Below are 18,926 nucleotides of genomic sequence, written 5' to 3'. Positions count from 1 at the left end.
CCAGGGGCCAATGAAGCGTTTTGAATATAAACATCCTTTCAAACTCGAAAACGGGCAAGAACTGCCTTCATTAACCATTGCATATCATACTTATGGAACGTTAAATGCCGAAAAAAACAACGTCATTTGGGTATGTCATGCCCTAACCGCCAATTCCGACGCTGCCGACTGGTGGCAGGGTTTGGTTGGAACCGGCTGTGTAATTAACCCCGAAAGGCACTTTATTGTTTGCGCCAACATCCTGGGCTCGTGCTATGGCACTACCGGACCGTTGAGTATCAATCCCATTTCGGGAAAACCCTGGGGGCACCAGTTTCCGCTGATCACCATCCGCGACATGGTGAATGCGCATATTTTGCTGCGGCAGCACCTTGGTATTGAGTCTATTAACCTGTTAATGGGCGGCAGCATGGGCGGTTACCAGGCCATGGAATGGAGCATTATTGAGAAAAACGTGATCAAAAACCTGTTCCTGCTGGCCACCTCGCCCACCGAAAGCGCCTGGGGTATTGCCGTACACGCCACCCAGCGGCTGGCCATAGAAGCCGATTGCACCTGGAAGCAGGATACGCCCGAGGCCGGACAAAAAGGCCTGAAGGCAGCCCGCGCCATTGGCATGCTTACCTACCGCAACTATGGCATTATGGTGCAAAAACAAACCGACCCCGACACCGAGAAACTAGATGATTATAAAGCAGCTTCCTATATCAATTACCAGGGCGATAAACTGGTAAAGCGTTTCAATGCCTATAGCTACTGGCTCCTGACCAAAGCCATGGACAGTCATCATATAGGCCGTGGCCGCGGGGGCAATGTGGAAACCATGCTCGAAAGCATTCAACAAAGGACCTTACTTATTGGTATCACCAGCGATATACTTTGCCCGCTCGAAGAACAGCGCCATATGCAACAGCACCTGGCCGATTGCACCCTGGTTGAAATTGACTCAGTGTATGGCCATGATGGGTTTATGGTTGAGGTGAAGAAGATTGGGGATGTGGTTGGGAAATGGCTGGTTGGCTTGAAGGGATAAGATCAGATAACAAGTAAATATGGGGCATGGTGATCTTCTTCATTTTCTTTGCCCAGCAATAGTGTACTTTACACGACACAACAAAAATATTCGTTGCATTTCATTCGATAAAATATCGGTCTCACTTCTTTCGCTATTGATAAAGCACAAATAAACCACCTGCCACTGGCAGATGGTCAATTACTTTCAGTCGTTCAGCCCTTATTGCTGCTTTACCCGTATTTCAACATTGGTCAGTCGCCGGTTGACCTCTTCATTATCTGGCAGCAGTTTTTTGAAGTATAGCAGGAATTCCTTTACGGTTTTGTAATTCTTTTTGCGGGCATAATAACTGCAAACATCCGGCACCATGGCCTCAAGGTATTTTTCAGAGCGCCTGGCCAATTGTGGCTGCTCATCCAGAAAAGCTTTCAGATCTTCCAGGTATATGCGGCCTTCTTTTTCATTATCTGCACCATACTTCTTAGCTATTTCCATAACTATGCTGTAAACATAATACTCCTGCAGGTTGCTGTTCGATTTTAAAAATGGATACGATTTAAAATGCTCTTTTAATGCAAGCGCAGCCTCCTTTCCTTCGGGCAGCTTGCGCACCATATTATAGATTGTAGTTGTTATTTGCTCCTTCACCAACAGGTCGCTTGTATTCATGCTGTACAATGAATCGAGGTATGGCTTTATTGAATCCAGGTCTTCTTTGATCGTATAATAGTGGGCCATATCCACATAATGATCGTGATGAATATAACGCAGGAAAGCAGAATCCTTCACTACATTTACAATGCTGTTATATATAGTAACATACCGCAACATATCAGGATACTGAAAGAGATATTTTTTAGAAACTTTCTCAAAAAAATCACCGATCATTTCTTTTGCTGCAGCGCTGTCACCCACCTGCATATACCGGTTCATAGCAGCCAGTTTTTCTTCTTCACTTAAATTAACCGCTTTATAAAGATGAGTAGCAAGGGTCATTGATACAAAATACTTCATGCGGGAACCGGGGTGCAGAAAATATGCTTTTTCAAAATTTTTATACGAGTTTGCATAATCTTCTTTTTGTGCCGCCTCTATGCCCAGGTTATAATACAGCAAACCACACAATTGTTGCAAATTGATCTCGTTATCGCCGTAAAAATATTTTTCGAACAATGCATTTTTATCACTGTTTTCCCATTCTTCTTTCCCTATCAGTTTGTTATCATGTAAATATTCAAGGAATTTGGTCTTGGCACTTTCATTTAGCTGCATTACCATGGCACCGGGCGCCGTGGTCTCATACACAATATTTTGCGATGAAGGAGCGACCACTATATATACATGAGTAGGTTTTTCCCGGATGCTGTATTCAATATTTAATTTGTTCAACAATATCGCATACAGGGCAGAGGCTGTTGCACAATTGTAATTGCCATTAATAAATATTTGCGCAAAAAACGGGTTGTCTACATATTGGGTAAAAAACACCTGATGAATTTCCCCATATAATTTCTTTATCTCTTTACTGCTGTATTCTTTGCCCTGTTCTGATCTTCGTTGAATAAAAGTTTCAATTCTTTCCGAAGCATTGATTGTTGCTGGGCGATTCGTGTTGCCTGCTACAAGCATTAATTGAAACAGATCAGTACTTCCTGATGAAGCGATCTCTTTAAAATACTTTTTCTCTGCATCGTTTGAAAAAATATTCAGATTTAAGATGAGTTGTTTTTCTGCGGCGGTAATATCCTGGCACCGGCCGGCAAAATAAACAACCGATAACAGCATAGCTAAGGAAAAGGACAAATATGGTCTGCTCATTTCAGGGGTATTTGTCGCTAAAATAATACCCTCGGGGCAGAGTTTAAAAGTTTATTTTATGGCATATGTGTAAGGTTCTGCTATTCAACCGGCGAGCGCTATCAGTGATAACTATGCCTTCTTTGAAGCAGTCGAGCAATTCCGGTAGTGATCTTCATTCCGGACAGATCGCTGCACTTCATACGGTAAAAAATAATTCCGGAAGAAAAAATGGTTAATACTCCAATTACAACGATAGAGGCGTTGATCCCTACCAGATCTGCGATGATGCCGGTAAGTATGGCGCCTATTGCATAACCCAGGTCGCGCCACAAACGAAAAATACCTAAACTGTTTGCCCTGTCGGCCGGATGGGTATTTTCAGCTACGGTTGCCAAAAAGGTAGGATACACCATGGCGGTGCCCCAACCAAGAATGGAAGAAAGAATAATAAAATGGAGCATCGTATCTGCAAATATCAATGCAACCAACGCTACTCCCTGCAACAACATTCCCCAAAAGAGCAGGTCCTTCTTACAGAAATGATCAGCCATTTTTCCGGTAAATAATTGTCCTATGCCCCAAACAGCAGGATAAACGGCGGTCACTACGCCTATTTGCCCAATGGTAAAACCCTTTGATGCCAGTAATACCGGGAACAGTCCCCAGGCCATACCATCATTTAAATTATTGACCAACCCGGCCTGTGTTACCGAACCCAGGTTTTTATTCTTCCAGGTAGTTTCCCAAAAGACCTTTTTGAGTCTTGGAATATTACTTGTTGCTGTTTCGAAAAAGACATGGTGCCTGGTATCTTTTACCAGTAACCAGCTGGTGAAAAAACCTGCAAACGCCAATGCAATGCCAATATAAAAAGGATAAGGCCGCAAGCCGTAAACCGAAGCGATCCATCCCGTACAAAATGCAACAACGGCAACAGCTATATAACCGGCAAATTCATTTACTCCCATCGCAAACCCTCTTTGCTTTTCACCAACCAGGTCAATTTTCATTACTACCGTACTGCTCCAGGCAAGGCCCTGGTTTATGCCTAATAAAACGTTAGCCGCAACGATCCAGTTCCAACTATCAGCAAACATCAACATAAATGGCACCGGAATACCAATAAGCCAGCCGATGGTCAGTAATTTTTTTCTTCCCACTTTATTTGCCAGAGCACCGGTAAAATAATTGGTTATGGCTTTTACAATCCCAAAAACTATGATAAATGAAAGGATGGCCGTTTTGGCCGCAAGATGAAATTCCACTTCAGCAATGCGGGGAAGAATGGTCCTTTCAAGCCCAACCATGCCACCAACAAAGGCGTTGACGATAACAAGCAAACTGAATTGCCGCCAGTTTTCTCTTAAACCTAATTGAATGTTTTGCATGTTTCAGCATTTAGAACTTGTAAGTCCCATATCTATCGCAATATTACGATTAATTTCTTTTATGCAATTTTTTTTAATAGCACCATACTGGCATATAATCAATGAGATTTCAGGACCCTGGTAATATTTTCCCTGAATGTTTCGCTTATGGGTATTTCCGTTTCACCAATACACACATAGTCACGTTTAATGGTTGTGATCCTGGAAATGGCCACCAGGAAGGACTTATGCGTACGTATAAAGGCGTTCTCCGGGAGTTTGGTTTCAATGTTTTTCAATGACATTCTTGTAATAACAGGCTTAACAGCCGAAGAAAGATATATCTTAAGGTAGTCTTTACAACTCTCAATATAATTTATTTCGTCAGCCACGATTTTTACGTGCGAGTATTCTACGTTCACAAAAAAATTATAGCTCTTTACGTCGCCAGTTGGTATTTTGTGTTTCTTTATACGAGATAATTCTGCAGCGCGGTTACAGGCTTTCAGGAACCGGTCAAAAGAAAATGGTTTTAATAAATAATCTGCTACCTGCAGGTTAAAACCTTGCACTGCATATTTTTCATATGCTGATACTATAATGACAAGCGGTGGATCATTTAGTGATTGCAGCAATTGCAGACCGTTTAGCCGTGGCATTTGAATGTCAAGAAAGATAAGGTCTATCCGCTCCTTTTGCAATGTCTCCAATGCTTCCAGCGCAGATTTGCATGACTGTACCAATTCTAAATAAGGCACCTGACTTACATTGTCCTCAAGCAATTCACGAACCAGGGGTTCGTCATCAACAATAATACAGCGCATTTTCATAATAGCTGCAAGGTTAAATTAATACTGAACAGGTTGCTGTCTTTATGTATGACCAGCTCATGTTTGCCAGGATAAAGTAATATCAATCGCGAACGAACGTTACTCAATCCAATACCGGAACTTTCGTCCTTGTTGGTATCTGATTCATCAAATTGATTCTTTACCTTGAAAAACAGTACGCCTTCACTAACGGCCAGATCAATTTTTATAAAGGGGTGATCTGTATAACCCGTTCCATGCTTAAATGCATTCTCTATAAAAGCGATCAGCAGCATTGGCTCAATACTAAAGTCAGTTCCTTCAGGTGATAACTCCTTATTGAATATTATTTTTACATCACGGCCAAATCTTAATTTCTGTAATTCCATATAGCTTTCCAGATATTCCACCTCCTGCTGTAGCGATATCTTTTTGTTAGCCTCATAAAGCATATAGCGCATTAAACCGGAAAGCATTAAAAGTGAGGCTTCGAGGTGTTCAGATCTTTTTCTTGCCAGAGATACCAGGTTTGTTAATATATTAAACAGGAAATGCGGGCTGATCTGGGAACGGAGAAATTTCAATTCCATTCCCAATTGTATTGCCTCATTTTCATTCTTCAATTTTTCAGCGCGGATCTTTTCTGCTGTTATACTGTATAATATACTGGCAATAAAAGCCATTACCGAAGGAAAAAGCACATGAGTTCTTGCATCGGAATAATCGTCAGGAAACCACCATTCAAGCATATTGGATTTTAACCACACAGAAAGAATAATCAATAAGATGGCAGAGATAATATATAACCACCAGAAAGTTTTGTTAAGAAATTTCGGATAAAGAAAAAGTGTACCTGCATAAAAGATGATCATATGAATGATACCTGACAATGTAAAGTAGAATCCCGGAAGCGGGCCTATCTTATATTGGTTCTCAGCGTTGGAAATTAAATACGGGAAAGTGAGCACGATGCCCCATACCAGTGCATGAAGTATAAGATTAAAATGCCTGTATTTAACTATAGACTGCATTACTGACGCAATAAAAAGGAATTTAACTCAATAAAAGGAGATGAATATACCAGTGGTATAATTCCCGCTAAAAAAAAGGCATTTCAGTAGACATTGTTCTGCCATTGGAAAAAAGCCGACAGAAGTTTTCACATTGTCGCAACATTTACCACGGTGGTCTATTCGTCGAAAAAGCAATGATCGCTATTGGTAGTTTTGTATCAATCTGAATTGTAAATCTAAATGACAAAAATATGAATATACAAAGTTTGCTTCAAGCCAGCTTATTTGTACAGGTTTTTACCATATGGCGATTGGCATCTATCATATTAGGGATGGTGGGGTTTATAAGCCTTGTAATTGGCCGGCAGGCATTGGCACGTTCCACCGGCCCAATTGGCTCAAGACGTCCTAAAGCGATGGCGGCTCTACTGGTAGGCCTTACCGGCGTGGCGCTCAGCGTGCTTCATCTGGCACTTTCTACCGGTGGTTTTGGAACCGGCTCAGGAAAACTGGGGGCCATTGTAGCCCTGGTGCTAGGGTTAGCTGGCGCGGTTCTCGGCATGATTGCGCTGGTCCGGTCACGGCGAATTGCCGGGAATAACAGTGATATTATTCCGTTGAAATAGTTTCAGTTGCTTTTTCGGTGATTTGATGATCTTATCATTATATTGCAATGAACCCGATGCAACCAACCAGAAGTACAGCCAATTAAATTCATTGCAACTTCTATGAACCCTTCCAATATTGATATTAAGGATAAAACCCAACCGACAGAGGACTTTAAAATATCTCCTTTTAGAAAGGAGGTTAGAAAAACGACCCCGCACAAACACAACAATTATTTTGAAATAATATATCTCTCAGCCGGAAGCGGATATCATACGATTGATTCCCTCAAGTTTGAAGTAATGCCACCAGTTATTTTTTTCGTCAGAAAGGAACAAACCCATCACTTCAACCTGGAAGGAGAACCTGAAGGTTTTGTAGCAATCATCAAGAAGAGCTTTGTTCAAAAAAGCCTGGATAACGAGTTAAAACTTTTACTGGCAAAATTCAGCAATCAGCATTGTCTCAGCATTAATGAAAATGAAACTATTGATCAGCTATTTCAATTGCTGGTAAGAGAATATAAGGTCAACAGCCAACAAAGTTTTCATATAATTGAAGGATTGTTAAAAGCATTACTGGCAAAGATCCTTGACATTGCAAAACCCGTTATTCGTTCATCTGAACACCGGTCAGATCTGTATCAATCCTTTCTTGAATTATTACAGGCGGGTACAGTTGTAAAAAATTCGGTACAATTCTACGCAGAGCAATTAAATACTTCGCCGCAAAATCTGAATGCTGCCTGTCGAAAAGCGGTTGACCAATCTTCTGCTGAAGTGCTTGCAGAATTTATTACCAGTGAAGCCAAACGGTTGTTGCTTTATACAAACAATACGGTTTCTCAAATTGCCCTAACGCTCGATTTTATAGATGCCTCGCACTTTATAAAATACTTTAAACGTATCGCCGGCATAACACCACAATCGTTCCGGTTAGCAAATGAACAGGACCTGTAGCTGTTATATGACAGGTTAATTCATGGTTAATACCATACTATTTTCAAATATACCATGAATCAGCCAGCCAATTCATGGTATATTTGCCCTGAATGATTGCGGATTTGGGCTTTTTCGGCCTGATCCGCAATTATTTATTTATACCGGTTCGGGTTACTATTAGCATAGCACAACCAAAATTATAAAGCGCCATGTTAGCACCAGGCCAATCAGGGTTTAGCATAAACCTTACAATCATTCTTTTTGCTTCCATTCTTTCAATTATTGCTCCCGGCATTGTCATCGCTCAACCGGCAAAACTTTCCATTAAAGAAACTATGGAGAAAGTGCAGCATAACCTGCCGCAACTGGAAGCTTACCGTCAGCAGGCAGAGGCTGCCAAAGAAAATATTTCATTAGCCAAAAACAGTTTGGTGCCTGATCTTACAGCAGGCTACCAGGTAAACATGGCGACTTACAATAATATAACTGGAATGAGCTATCCTGGTTTCCTGTTGCCGGTTAGTGGTCCGCCTTCCACAACCAACGACCTGAATTTTATTCCCGGCTCCGCATTGGGTGCGCTGGTTAAATGGAATCCGTTTACGTTTGGTCAGCGTAATGCAGCTATTGATAAAGCGGCTGCACAATTCAGGCAGGCCAATGCGGCTTATAATGAACAGTTGTTCCAGTATCAGTATGCAGCCGTTAATCTTTACCTCGAAGCGCTGTACCTGAAACAGCTACTACAAATTTCTGCAGCAGCCAGCGAAAGATATAAATTAAGCCTTGAACAATCGCTGGTACTGGCAAAAAATGGATTGAAGCCAGGTATTGATACCGCACAATTTCAGTCGGTGATCATTCAAACAGAAATTGAATACCTGCAAACTGAAAAAACTTACCTGCAGAAAATAGAAGAACTAACCCGCCTAACGGGTATTGCAGCCTCTGCCGGCAATATTCTTTTGACCGATTCAATACTCAAACCTTCCTTAATTACAGACGACAGTGCTGCACTCATCAATCACCCATACTATCAATCAATAGAAGCACAGAAAAATACAACAGCTGCCGGTTTGCGGGAGATACAGCGCGCCTGGGTTCCCCAACTTGATATCTGGGGCAATGTGTATGCGCGTGGCTCTGGTGTTGATGCGCATGGTGTTGTTAATAAAGCCGATGGCTGGGCTCTTTCCCGAACAAATGCAGGCATTGGCCTGCAATTGAGTTTCCCCGTTTTACAATTCAGCAGGATCAATATCAGGAAAAAACAATACAACCTGTTGTTGAGATCAGATGAAGCCAGGCTGGCGCAAGCCCGTTTAGATATTTCAAAACAAGTAGAGAATGCGCAACTGCAATATAAACAGGATGCGAAAATTGCGGCAAAAACGCCTGTTCAATTAAAGATCGCCACCGAAGTGTATGAAGGATTAAAACTAAGCTATGAAGCGGGTTTAATTGATTACATCCGGCTTTACCAGTCGCAATATGAATTAACCAAAGCGGCCCTCAACAACGCCACGGCACAATTACAATTGTGGAGGTCGTTATTGTCCATTGCCGTTGCAAAAGGAAACCTGGCCATTTTTACAGACCAACTTAACTGATCGTATGAAACTCGTTATAGCAGCATTACGACATCCCATCACCATACTGGTAGCAGTGTTTGCGATCCTGTTCTTTTCATGGCTGGCAGTACGCAATACAAAGGTTGATATATTTCCCAAACTAGGTTTGCCTACCGTGTATGTAGCGCAGCCCTACGGTGGCTTATCGCCCGAACAAATGGAGGGCTTCATTACTTCTTATTATGAATATCATTTCCTGTATATCACCGGGGTGAAATATGTTGATTCAAAATCGATCCAGGGTGCAGCCCTCATAAAAATTGAATTTAACGAGGGCACCGATATGAGTCAGGCAATGGCAGAAGTTGTAGGCTATGTAAATCGTTCGAGGGCCTTTATGCCCCCGGGTACGGTTTTGCCATTCATTACCCGCTTTGATGCGGGCAGTGTGCCTGTAGGTCAGTTGGTATTCAGCAGCGAAACCCGTTCCCTCGGCGAAATTTCTGACCTGGCCTTATTCAGGGTTCGCCCCATGTTCTCGACCCTGCCCGGGGTTTCGGCTCCCCCGCCTTTTGGCGGCAATCAGAAAACGGTGTTGATCACTGTTGATCCGGATAAGATCAGAAATTATCACCTCACTCCCGACCAGGTTGTGCAATCGCTGGTAAAAACAAATACGATCAGTCCGGCCGGCAACATACGCATTGGCGATAGTACTTATATAACACCACAGAACAGCGTCATAGAGAATTTGCAGGAATTGCAGAATATGCCTTTACAATTGGGCAGCGGGCCTGCTGTTTATGTAAAGGATATAGCCAACGTATCATTGGGGGCTGATGTAACAACCAGTTATGCACTGATCAATGGAAAACGTTCTGTTTATATTCCGGTTACAAAAAGAGCCGATGCTTCAACCTGGGATGTAGTGCAGCGGGTAAAAGCCGCATTGCCCGATATGCAGGCCGCCATTCCTGACGATATCAAAGTCTCTTATGAATTTGATCAATCCGGTTACGTGATCAGTGCACTCAAAAGTTTACTCTTCGAAGGCGGCCTGGGCGCCCTGCTGACCGGATTAATGGTTCTATTGTTTTTAGGCGACAGAAGAGGCGCGTTAATTGTTGTTTTAACTATTCCGCTGGCCTTGCTTACCTCGGCCACTTTTCTCTACCTCACCGGCCAAACCATCAACATTATGACGCTGGGCGGTCTTGCCTTATCGGTAGGTATACTGGTTGACGAAGCCACGGTTACTATTGAAAACATTCACCGGCATATGGAAATGGGCAAAAGCAAGGCAAGGGCCATAGCAGATGCGTCCAAAGAAATAGCTATCCCCAAATTGCTGATCCTGCTGAGTATCCTGGCAGTATTTGTTCCGGCTTTGTTTATGAATGGGGTTCCCAAAGCCATGTTCCTGCCTTTGTCACTGGCAGTTGGTTTTGCAATGATCGCTTCTTTCCTGTTATCCCAAACCTTTGTTCCGGTAATGGGCAACTGGCTCATGAAACATCATTTGAGTAATACAAAGAATTCAACCGGGGCTTTTGACCGGTTTAAAAATAAATATGCGCAGTATGGCAGCCGCTTGCAGGGCAAGGGCGGCGTATTTACCGCCCTGTTTATTGTGTTTTCTGTTGGCGCTGTTATTTTACTATTCAAAACCATTGGTACGGAATTATTTCCGAAAACAGATACCGGCCAAACACAGGTACGGTTACGTTTACCTGTTGGCACCCGGATGGAAAGAACAGAAGACGCCACACGCAAATTATTGGATGAAGTGAATAAGATCGCAGGTAAAGAAAATGTACTCATTTCTTCTGCTTTTGTAGGTACACAACCATCCAGTTTTCCGGTAAACTACATTCACCTGTGGACCGGCGGTCCGCATGAATCGGTTACAAAGATCAAACTGAAACCAGGTGTTATTTCCCTGGATAAATTTAAAGATCAATTAAGAGTTGCTGTAGCAAAAGAAATTCCGGCTGCGAAAATTTCATTTGAACCGGGGAATCTTTCAGAACAGGTACTCAACCTGGGTTCTACCAATCCTATTGAAATTGCTGTAGTAAATAAAAATCTTGAAGAAGGTAGAAAAACCGCTACCTGGTTGTACAATCAGCTTTCAGCCATTCCGTACCTGAAGGATGTTCAGATCGCCACACCGCTCAATTACCCGGCTATCAAAATTGATGTAGACAGGGTAAAGGCGGGACAATTAAATTTGACTACCGATCAAATAATGCGGTCTACTACCGCCGCTACTTCTTCAAGCCGTTTTATCTCGCCGGCCTACTGGCTCGATAAGGCAACCGGAACGGCCTATATAATACAGGTGCAATACCCTGAATACCGGATGAACAATACCACTCAATTGGAAATGATCCCCGTGGCTTCAGACAATGGGAACCTGCATTTGTTGAATGAAGTAGCTTCCTGGAAGCGCATTACCATGCCCGGTGAATACGACCGGTTGAATCAGCAACGGTATATTACCATTACAGCCAATGTGCAGGGAAAGGACATGGGCAATGCATTCAAAAAAGTGAACGATCTTATAAGCCAGGCGCCTGTTCCCAAAGGTGCCAAAGTACTATTGCGCGGACAGTCTGAATTATTAAAAGATACTTTATACAGTTTACAGTTTGGCCTGCTGGTGGCCGTAGTGGTCATCTTTTTATTAATGGCTGTATTTTTTCAATCGTTCCGCACTTCTCTTGCTATTCTTTCGGTGATCCCGGCCGTAATAGCAGGTTCTTTATTTTTCCTGTTGATAACAGGTAAAACGCTGAACATACAATCCTATATGGGGTGTATAATGGCGATCGGCGTTGCCATTGCCAATGCTGTGCTGTTTATTACAGCGGCAGAAATTCGCAGAAAAGATGGCGATATCAGAACTGGATACCTGGTGGCATCAGAAAACAGACTACGTCCTATTATTATGACAAGCCTGGCCATGATAGCGGGTATGGTACCAATGGCAATAGGTTTGGGAGAAAGCGCCGATCAAACAGCACCACTGGGGATAGCGGTTATTGGTGGACTGTTATTTTCAACGATAAGCGTTTTATTTTTTTTACCACAGGTATACCAGTATGCGGTTGGAAAAAGAAATTATGTTTCGGCATCTCTTGACCCGGATGATTCGAACAGTAAAAACTATAATGAACAATAAAACCAACGATAGGTTTATGAAATATTTTATTGCCGCATTGGGCATTGCCTCATTGATCAGCTGTCAGGAGGATACGCATTCACCTGTTGCTGCCCCTGCCAATGCACCCGATACCGTTCCGGTATTTGTGATACACGACACGAATGTGACAAAGAATCTTGAATTGCCGGCTGAATTATTACCTTACGAACAGGCAGCATTGTTTGCCCGGGTACAGGGTTATATTAAAGACCTTAAAGTAGATATGGGCGACAAGATCCATCAGGGACAAACGCTTGCCATTATTGAAGCGCCTGAACTGCAAACAAAATATGCAGAATTTCAGGCTTCCCTTCAGGCGGCAAAAGCGAAATATATGAGCAGCGCCGATGTATTTCAACGCTTATCTAAAGCGGCCCAGGCAAAAACACCCGGCATTATAGCGCCTGTTGACCTGGAACGAAGCAGGAACCAGTACCTGGCCGACAGCGCCAGTTATGAAGCATCGCGGCAACTAGCCAGGTCGTACAAAGAAGTGGCGGGTTATTTAATGCTGACCGCTCCATTTGATGGCATGGTAACGGCCAGGAATGCAGACAGGGGAACACTGGTTGGCAACAATCAGGCAATTCTGACTGTACAGCAAAATAATAAACTGCGTTTGCGGGTTGCTGTTCCTGAATTGTATGTGGCATCAGGCGCTGTATCAAAAACGGCTAACTTCAGGGTAGATGCGTTCCCCAATAAGTTATTTCAGGCAACACTTACCCGCAAGAGTGAAAGCATTGACCCGCAAACAAGAACAGAGTTATGGGAATATGTATATGACAACAGCCATCACGATCTTAAAACCGGCTCTTATGCTTATGTGAAATTGGGTTTACAGCGAACCGGAAATTCCTTTATTCTGCCCCCACCTACTATCGTCACCAACCAGGAACGCAAATTTGTTATTAAGGTAAAAGAGGGTAAAGCCACCTGGGTTGATGTGCGGCAGGGAATGTCGACAGATAAAGGGATAGAGGTTTTTGGAGATCTGAGCAACAATGATACTCTAGTTGTTAGGGGTACCGATGAAAGAAAACCTGGCAGTACAGCATATTGGAAAGTTGTTCAGTAAGACCGTCCCATATACTGTTACTCTTACACTACATCGTGATGTATAAATGTTTTCCGGTTAAATAACCAGTAAATAACAGGAAAAATCAGCAGCGTTAAAACGGTGGCAGTAATTAAACCGCCAATAATAACAATGGCTAATGGCTTTTGGGATTCAGATCCTATACCTCTGGAGAGAGCGGCGGGTAACAACCCTAATGCAGCCATCATTGCTGTCATTACAACTGGCCTTGTCCTTACTCTAACGCCTTCAATAATTGATCTTTCCAACGAATGCCGTTGTTTTAACTTCTTATGAAACTCGGAAATTAATATCACCCCATTTTGAACGCATATCCCAAACAATGCGATGAATCCAACGCCTGCAGAAATACCAAAATTCATTCCGGTGATATGCAATGCAAGAATACCCCCGATCAGGGCAAATGGCACATTCACTAAAACCAAACCTGCATCTTTCACATTGCCAAACATGATGAATAATAGCAGAAAAATAGTTATTAAACTAATGGGTACCACCTGGCTTAACCGTTTTGTAGCACGCACCTGGTTTTCAAATTCACCGGCCCAGCCTATGCTGTACCCCTCAGGCAATTTTATATGATGGTTCACTTTGGTTTGAGCCTCTGTAATAGTACTGCCCAGATCTCTTTCTCTTACGGTGAATTTCACCCCTATAAAACGTTTTGTATTGTCGCGGTAAATAAATGCAGGACCGGTAATTCGTTTAATATCCCCAATTTCTTTAAGGGGTATTTTATCTCCGCGCAAAGTAGGCACCATTAAATTCGCGATATCCTGTTCATCCTTTCGATAATCTTTCTGATACCGGATCCGGATATCAAATTTCCTTTCGCCTTCATATTTTACGGTGGCGGTTTTTCCACCTATCGCCATCTCAAGTACTGCCTGCGCATCGGCTTTATTAACCCCATAAATAGCCATTTTTTGCTCATCCAGATCGACACTAATCTCTGGTTGCCCAATATTTCGCAAAATACCTACATCTCTTATTCCAGGTACATTTTCTATCTGTTTAACTACCTGATTGGCGATCTTGTCGAGCATATTGAGGTCGTCGCCAAAGATCTTGACTGCATTGTTGGCATTCATGCCTGCCACAGCTTCTGCCACGTTATCGATTATGGGTTGCGAATAGTTATAAACGATACCCTGGTAGTTTCTTAGTTTTTTATCCATTTCTTCAACCAGGTCATCCATTGACAATCTCCTTTTCCACTCTGATTTCGGTTTTAAATTTACCTGCATCTGTACATAATAAAAGCCACTGGGATCGGTTCCGTCATTAGACCGCCCTGTTTGAGATAAAACACCATTTACTTCCGGAAAGGTCATCAGTTCTTTGCGTAGTATGCTAACCATTTTTACGGTTTCATTCAACGAGCTGCTCATCGGCATTTTTGCTTCCACCCACAAAGCGCCTTCATTCAGTTGAGGCAAAAATTCAGTACCCAGCCATTTAACAGAAAACAAGGTAGCCACCAGCAATAGCGAAGCCAGTAAAAGGCTCGTCCTCATATTATGAAACGACCAGTGAAAACATTTATCAACGCCCCTGTTGATGAATGAAACTATTTTATTGTTCTTTTCTCTTACATTTTTACTTAACAGAAATGAGCAAAGGACCGGCACCAATGTTAAGGTAAAAAGCAAGGCGCCCAGCAGCGCAAATCCTAATGTCCAGGCAAGGGGAGAGAACATTTTACCCTCCACTTTTTCAAATGAGAAAATTGGAAGTAATGCAGTGACAATGATCAGTTTGGAAAAAAACACCGCCTTGCCCATTTCAGCCCCGGCTTTTTTTATTAACCCAAGCTTTGCCAGTTTATTAAACCGCTCCATACCTCTTTCATGCGCCAGGTGGTCAAGCGCAACAAATAACCCCTCTACCATCACTACAGCCCCATCTATTATGATCCCAAAATCCACCGCACCTAATGAAAGCAGGTTGGCGCTCATGCCTTTCAACTTTAAACACAAAAAAGCGAATAAAAGTGCCAGGGGAATAATGATGGAAACAATTACTGTGGTACGCCAATCGGCCATGAACAAAAAAACTATTACAGTAACCAGTATTATACCTTCAACCAGGTTATGCATTACGGTATGTGTGCAATAGTCCATTAATTTATCCCGGTCATAAAACGTCACCATTTTTACATCTGATGGCAACACCTTTGTATTGAGCTCCTCTATTTTTGTTTTTAACCTTTTTAAAACGTCACTGGGATTTTCTCCTTTGCGCATCACTACAATACCTTCCACAGCGTCATCGTTTTCATTAAGGCCAACCTGTCCTACACGCGGGGCGCTTGATTCAGTGACGGTAGCAACATTTTTTACAAGTACCGGATTACCATGTTCATTATCTACTATCGTATTTTCAATATCTTCGATGGAAGAAAGTAATCCCAGTCCCCGCACAACATACGCCTGCCCGTTTTTCTCAATAACGTCACCACCTACATTCAGGTTACTTTCCGATACCCGTTGGAATACCTGCAATGGGGTAAGGTCAAATTTTTGCAATTTCACCGGGTCAGCGCTTATTTCATAAATTTTTTCCTGTCCGCCGAAAGCTACCAAATCAGCAATGCCGGGAACTGATCTTAATTGCCGGTCAATTATCCAATTTTGTATCGTTAACAGATCACGGGTATCTCTTTTATCACTTTGTAAGGTATAGCGAAAAATTTCTCCGGTAGGTCCATAAGGTGGCTGTACATCAGGTTCAACATTTTCAGGTAATTGAACATTCCGCAACTGGTTATTTACCTGCTGACGGGCAAAAAAATCCTCTACATCATCTTCAAAAATAATTTTGATAACCGAAAGGCCAAACATGGTAATGGAGCGTACATTCGTTTTTCGCTGTACGCTGTTCATGGCAATTTCTATAGGAGTGGTAACAAACCTTTCTACCTCTTCAGCGCTGCGGCCATTCCATTCGGTAACAATGATGATTTGGGTATTCGTGACGTCGGGAAAAGCTTCAATGGGAATTTTAATATAGCTGACAATCCCTGCTATAATAATAATGCCTACCCAAAAAAAAGTAAAAAACCTGTTCCTGAGCGAAAAGCCTATTATATTTCGAATGAATTTGTTCATGATGATTTTTTAAGACAGCCTGGAATTAATCGTTTAAAGCATCATAGATCAGCATCTGGTTTTGCGAAATTATTGTTTCACCTTCCTGCAACCCATCGAGCACGTAAGTGCTATCTCCTATCTGCCTGTACACATCAATGATCCTGGTTTCAATATGGCTCCGGTCTTTATATACCATTACCCAGTTCTTGCTTTTATCAAAGATTATTGCCGATGATGGAATAGTGATCAATTTCCTGTGTTCGGCGTACTGTAATGAAACAGTAGCGCTCATCCCGGGTTTTAATGCCAGGTTGGTATTAGGGATGCGAATACGGACTTTCATCGCTTTTGTATCGGGGTCAAGGATATTAAAAATACGATCCACTTTACCTGTAAACGTTCTGTTAGGATAGCTGATGGTTTTAATGGATGCGTCCATGCCCTGTGATATGAGGCCAATGTCAGATTCGTTTACATTTGCAAGCACCCACACTTCATCTATCTGGGCAATAGAAAAAAGGTTATTAACATTATTACTGTTTAACATTAAATTCTGGGTAACGTTCTTTTCAATAATAAATCCGCTGATCGGAGCAGTAACGTTGTACAGGGCGCCCTTCTTCAAATTATAAATGCCGTAGACTTCATTACTTCGTTGCAAAGCGGCCTTGGATTTTTCAAGTTCTTTTTCGGCAGCTACCACATCTTTTTCAGAATTTAATTTACCCGCAAACAGGTCTTTTGCCACCTGCAGGTTCTTTTCAGCTATTGCCACATCACTAATTGCATCCAATCGCTCTTTTTCATATTCAGCCACTTCGCCACTACGAATAATTGCCAGTACCTGGCCCTGCTTTACATAATCTTCCAATTCTACATTTACTTTAATTACATTTCCACCTACTATCGGAAACACCTGGGATAATTTACTATTATCAGCGGTAATTTTCCCATACAGCCTCAATTCATTCTTTACATCCTGCACCGCTGCTTTCGCAAACTTTGTTTTTGATAACATGGTATCGGTTAAAGCAAAGACGTTGCCTGCACTGTCGATTGGTTTATGATTACCGCACGAAAAAGTCAGGGTCACGATAGCCAGCCAAAACAAGTTATATTTCATAAACATGAGTTTAATATAAAGGGTATGCAACAGAGTAATTAATATTCTCAGCAGATAAGACCAATTGTTTCCGGATGCGATTGACCTCGGCAACACTTTCATTATACGATTCAAAAAAGTCAACAAATTCTATCAGGCTGATATTGCGTTTAAGAAAATTAACGGTCATGCCATTGTATACATCGAAAAAATCAGCGTTATATATTTGTTTTGTTTTCTGATATTCCTGAATGCTTCGTTGCATAGTATACCAGGCAGCATTCACTTCGCTTTCAATAGCTGCCTGCATGGTCTGCTGATTAACTACTGATAACCTGGTTTGTGTTTCAGCAAAACGGATGTTACCCTGGTTACGGTTCCATAAAGGCAGCGGCACACCAACTGTTAACATAAGTTGGCGATTGAAAGCATTGCCTCGTTGATCATAGGAAGTTCCAAGCGTTAGATCAGGTATGGCCAGGCTTTTCTGGTACTGAACATTCAGTTCAGTCATCGTTTTGCTGAGCGCGGTTAACCTATAATCGGCCCTATATTGCAAAGCGAGCTGTTGAAGTGAATCCAGGATAGTTAGTTGTTCATATTTATCCCATGCCAGGCTATCTAAACGGGGGGTGATAAACTGTTTGGTTTGTAAAATCAATTGCAGATCTTTTTGCTCTTGCTGAATGGCCTGAAAAAGTTCAGTTTTGTCGTTATTCAGTTTTATATAAACTGATTTTAGCCTTACCACTTCCTTTAAAGCTATATTACCTTTTTTTTCCTGCTCTTCATAGGAAGCGATTATGGTTTCAAGTTGCTGAAGCTGACCATTATACTTTACTAACGTAAGAAGATCGAAATAAACAGAGAACATACTTTTATGAAGCTCATATTTCAGGTTTCTCATCAGGTTTTCCAACTCCAGCTCCGCCTGCCTGATGTTTTGTTTTGCCAGCTCGATCTGCTTTTTTCGTTTGCCTCCCAGCAATATTAACTGATCAAATTCAAAAGCTTTTTCACCTGATTTGCCGGCATAAAATAATTTTTTATTGTCTGCATCCCACGTATTAAAGCCCGCTGTGAATTGGGGATTTGGATATAACCTGGCCTGAATTTCCAATGCTTTTTGTGCATCAACATTCAACTGGCCGGCAACCAGCATAAGATTTTTCTCAACAAATATTTTATCGGCCCTGTCTATTGTCAAAAAAAGACTGTCCTGTGCATTTGCGTAGAATGCACAAAATGTAGCAAAGCCTATAAGCATGGCCTTACAATGATTCATGATTCGGTCCTTTACAATAAG

General features: G+C 42.1%; 13 protein-coding genes. 6 read left to right on the top strand and 7 right to left on the bottom strand.

Annotated features, from left to right (window positions below):
* Positions 1-10: 10 nt before the first annotated feature.
* On the top strand, positions 11-1,033 hold the full coding sequence (metX, locus tag A3860_RS24695; RefSeq protein WP_081151030.1) for a homoserine O-acetyltransferase MetX: 1,023 nt from the start codon (positions 11-13) through the stop codon (positions 1,031-1,033).
* A 201-nt stretch (positions 1,034-1,234) separates the two neighbouring features.
* Here the strand turns inward: metX and A3860_RS24690 are convergent, their stop codons facing one another.
* From A3860_RS24690 to A3860_RS24675, 4 genes are all read right to left on the bottom strand, one after another.
* Positions 1,235-2,833 carry a hypothetical protein gene (locus tag A3860_RS24690; RefSeq protein WP_143774246.1) on the bottom strand — a complete coding sequence of 533 codons (1,599 nt, stop codon included), beginning with the start codon at positions 2,831-2,833 and terminating at the stop codon, positions 1,235-1,237.
* Between the two features lie 101 nt (positions 2,834-2,934).
* Complete coding sequence (locus tag A3860_RS24685) at positions 2,935-4,203, bottom strand: MFS transporter (RefSeq protein ID WP_081151026.1); 1,269 nt, start codon at positions 4,201-4,203, stop codon at positions 2,935-2,937.
* Positions 4,204-4,301: 98 nt separating this feature from the next.
* Positions 4,302-5,012 (bottom strand): LytR/AlgR family response regulator transcription factor, encoded by a 711-nt coding sequence (locus A3860_RS24680; RefSeq protein ID WP_081151024.1) that lies wholly within the window; start codon positions 5,010-5,012, stop codon positions 4,302-4,304.
* Positions 5,009-6,022 carry a sensor histidine kinase gene (locus A3860_RS24675; RefSeq protein ID WP_081151022.1) on the bottom strand — a complete coding sequence of 338 codons (1,014 nt, stop codon included), beginning with the start codon at positions 6,020-6,022 and terminating at the stop codon, positions 5,009-5,011. Before A3860_RS24675 ends, A3860_RS24680 begins: the two co-directional genes overlap by 4 nt.
* 233 nt (positions 6,023-6,255) lie before the next feature.
* Between A3860_RS24675 and A3860_RS24670 the strand changes: the two genes are divergently transcribed.
* The 5 genes from A3860_RS24670 to A3860_RS24650 all read left to right on the top strand — a co-directional run bounded on the left by A3860_RS24670 (position 6,256) and on the right by A3860_RS24650 (position 13,405).
* Positions 6,256-6,630 carry a DUF6223 family protein gene (locus tag A3860_RS24670; protein WP_081151020.1) on the top strand — a complete coding sequence of 125 codons (375 nt, stop codon included), beginning with the start codon at positions 6,256-6,258 and terminating at the stop codon, positions 6,628-6,630.
* A gap of 102 nt (positions 6,631-6,732) precedes the next feature.
* On the top strand, positions 6,733-7,569 hold the full coding sequence (locus A3860_RS24665; protein WP_081151018.1) for an AraC family transcriptional regulator: 837 nt from the start codon (positions 6,733-6,735) through the stop codon (positions 7,567-7,569).
* Between the two features lie 191 nt (positions 7,570-7,760).
* Positions 7,761-9,161: a TolC family protein gene (locus A3860_RS24660; RefSeq protein ID WP_081151016.1), complete on the top strand. Its 1,401-nt coding sequence runs from the start codon at positions 7,761-7,763 to the stop codon at positions 9,159-9,161.
* Positions 9,162-9,165: 4 nt separating this feature from the next.
* Positions 9,166-12,306 (top strand): efflux RND transporter permease subunit, encoded by a 3,141-nt coding sequence (locus A3860_RS24655; protein ID WP_081151014.1) that lies wholly within the window; start codon positions 9,166-9,168, stop codon positions 12,304-12,306.
* 16 nt (positions 12,307-12,322) lie between these two features.
* Positions 12,323-13,405, top strand: coding sequence for an efflux RND transporter periplasmic adaptor subunit (locus A3860_RS24650; RefSeq protein ID WP_158085346.1), 1,083 nt, complete (start codon positions 12,323-12,325; stop codon positions 13,403-13,405).
* Between the two features lie 23 nt (positions 13,406-13,428).
* Here the strand turns inward: A3860_RS24650 and A3860_RS24645 are convergent, their stop codons facing one another.
* Genes A3860_RS24645 through A3860_RS24635 form a run of 3 tightly spaced genes read right to left on the bottom strand, consistent with a single transcriptional unit; the run spans position 13,429 to position 18,905 of the window.
* The gene (locus A3860_RS24645; RefSeq protein WP_081151010.1) at positions 13,429-16,536 is read right to left on the bottom strand and encodes an efflux RND transporter permease subunit; all 3,108 of its coding nucleotides are present in this window, start codon (positions 16,534-16,536) and stop codon (positions 13,429-13,431) included.
* A 25-nt stretch (positions 16,537-16,561) separates the two neighbouring features.
* Positions 16,562-17,641 (bottom strand): efflux RND transporter periplasmic adaptor subunit, encoded by a 1,080-nt coding sequence (locus A3860_RS24640; RefSeq protein ID WP_081151008.1) that lies wholly within the window; start codon positions 17,639-17,641, stop codon positions 16,562-16,564.
* Between the two features lie 10 nt (positions 17,642-17,651).
* A complete protein-coding gene (locus A3860_RS24635; protein WP_081151006.1) occupies positions 17,652-18,905 on the bottom strand; it encodes a TolC family protein in 1,254 nt (417 codons plus the stop codon).
* Positions 18,906-18,926 lie beyond the last annotated feature (21 nt).

Origin of the sequence: Niastella vici, assembly GCF_002077945.1 — a bacterium.
Taxonomy (GTDB): Bacteria; Bacteroidota; Bacteroidia; order Chitinophagales; family Chitinophagaceae; genus Niastella; species Niastella vici.
The sequence above is the reverse complement of the archived record's forward strand: the minus strand, read 5'-3'. Positions and strand labels throughout refer to the sequence as shown.

What these genes read in the sequence shown, in the direction of transcription:
- A3860_RS24680 (WP_081151024.1), bottom strand. Translation starts at nt 5,012, where the DNA reads ATGAAAATGCGCTGTATTATTGTTGATGACGAACCCCTGGTTCGTGAA.
- A3860_RS24665 (WP_081151018.1), top strand. Translation starts at nt 6,733, where the DNA reads ATGAACCCTTCCAATATTGATATTAAGGATAAAACCCAACCGACAGAG.
- A3860_RS24640 (WP_081151008.1), bottom strand. Translation starts at nt 17,641, where the DNA reads ATGAAATATAACTTGTTTTGGCTGGCTATCGTGACCCTGACTTTTTCG.
- A3860_RS24655 (WP_081151014.1), top strand. Translation starts at nt 9,166, where the DNA reads ATGAAACTCGTTATAGCAGCATTACGACATCCCATCACCATACTGGTA.
- A3860_RS24645 (WP_081151010.1), bottom strand. Translation starts at nt 16,536, where the DNA reads ATGAACAAATTCATTCGAAATATAATAGGCTTTTCGCTCAGGAACAGG.
- A3860_RS24690 (WP_143774246.1), bottom strand. Translation starts at nt 2,833, where the DNA reads ATGAGCAGACCATATTTGTCCTTTTCCTTAGCTATGCTGTTATCGGTT.
- A3860_RS24635 (WP_081151006.1), bottom strand. Translation starts at nt 18,905, where the DNA reads ATGAATCATTGTAAGGCCATGCTTATAGGCTTTGCTACATTTTGTGCA.
- A3860_RS24660 (WP_081151016.1), top strand. Translation starts at nt 7,761, where the DNA reads ATGTTAGCACCAGGCCAATCAGGGTTTAGCATAAACCTTACAATCATT.
- A3860_RS24685 (WP_081151026.1), bottom strand. Translation starts at nt 4,203, where the DNA reads ATGCAAAACATTCAATTAGGTTTAAGAGAAAACTGGCGGCAATTCAGT.
- metX (WP_081151030.1), top strand. Translation starts at nt 11, where the DNA reads ATGAAGCGTTTTGAATATAAACATCCTTTCAAACTCGAAAACGGGCAA.
- A3860_RS24670 (WP_081151020.1), top strand. Translation starts at nt 6,256, where the DNA reads ATGAATATACAAAGTTTGCTTCAAGCCAGCTTATTTGTACAGGTTTTT.
- A3860_RS24675 (WP_081151022.1), bottom strand. Translation starts at nt 6,022, where the DNA reads ATGCAGTCTATAGTTAAATACAGGCATTTTAATCTTATACTTCATGCA.
- A3860_RS24650 (WP_158085346.1), top strand. Translation starts at nt 12,323, where the DNA reads ATGAAATATTTTATTGCCGCATTGGGCATTGCCTCATTGATCAGCTGT.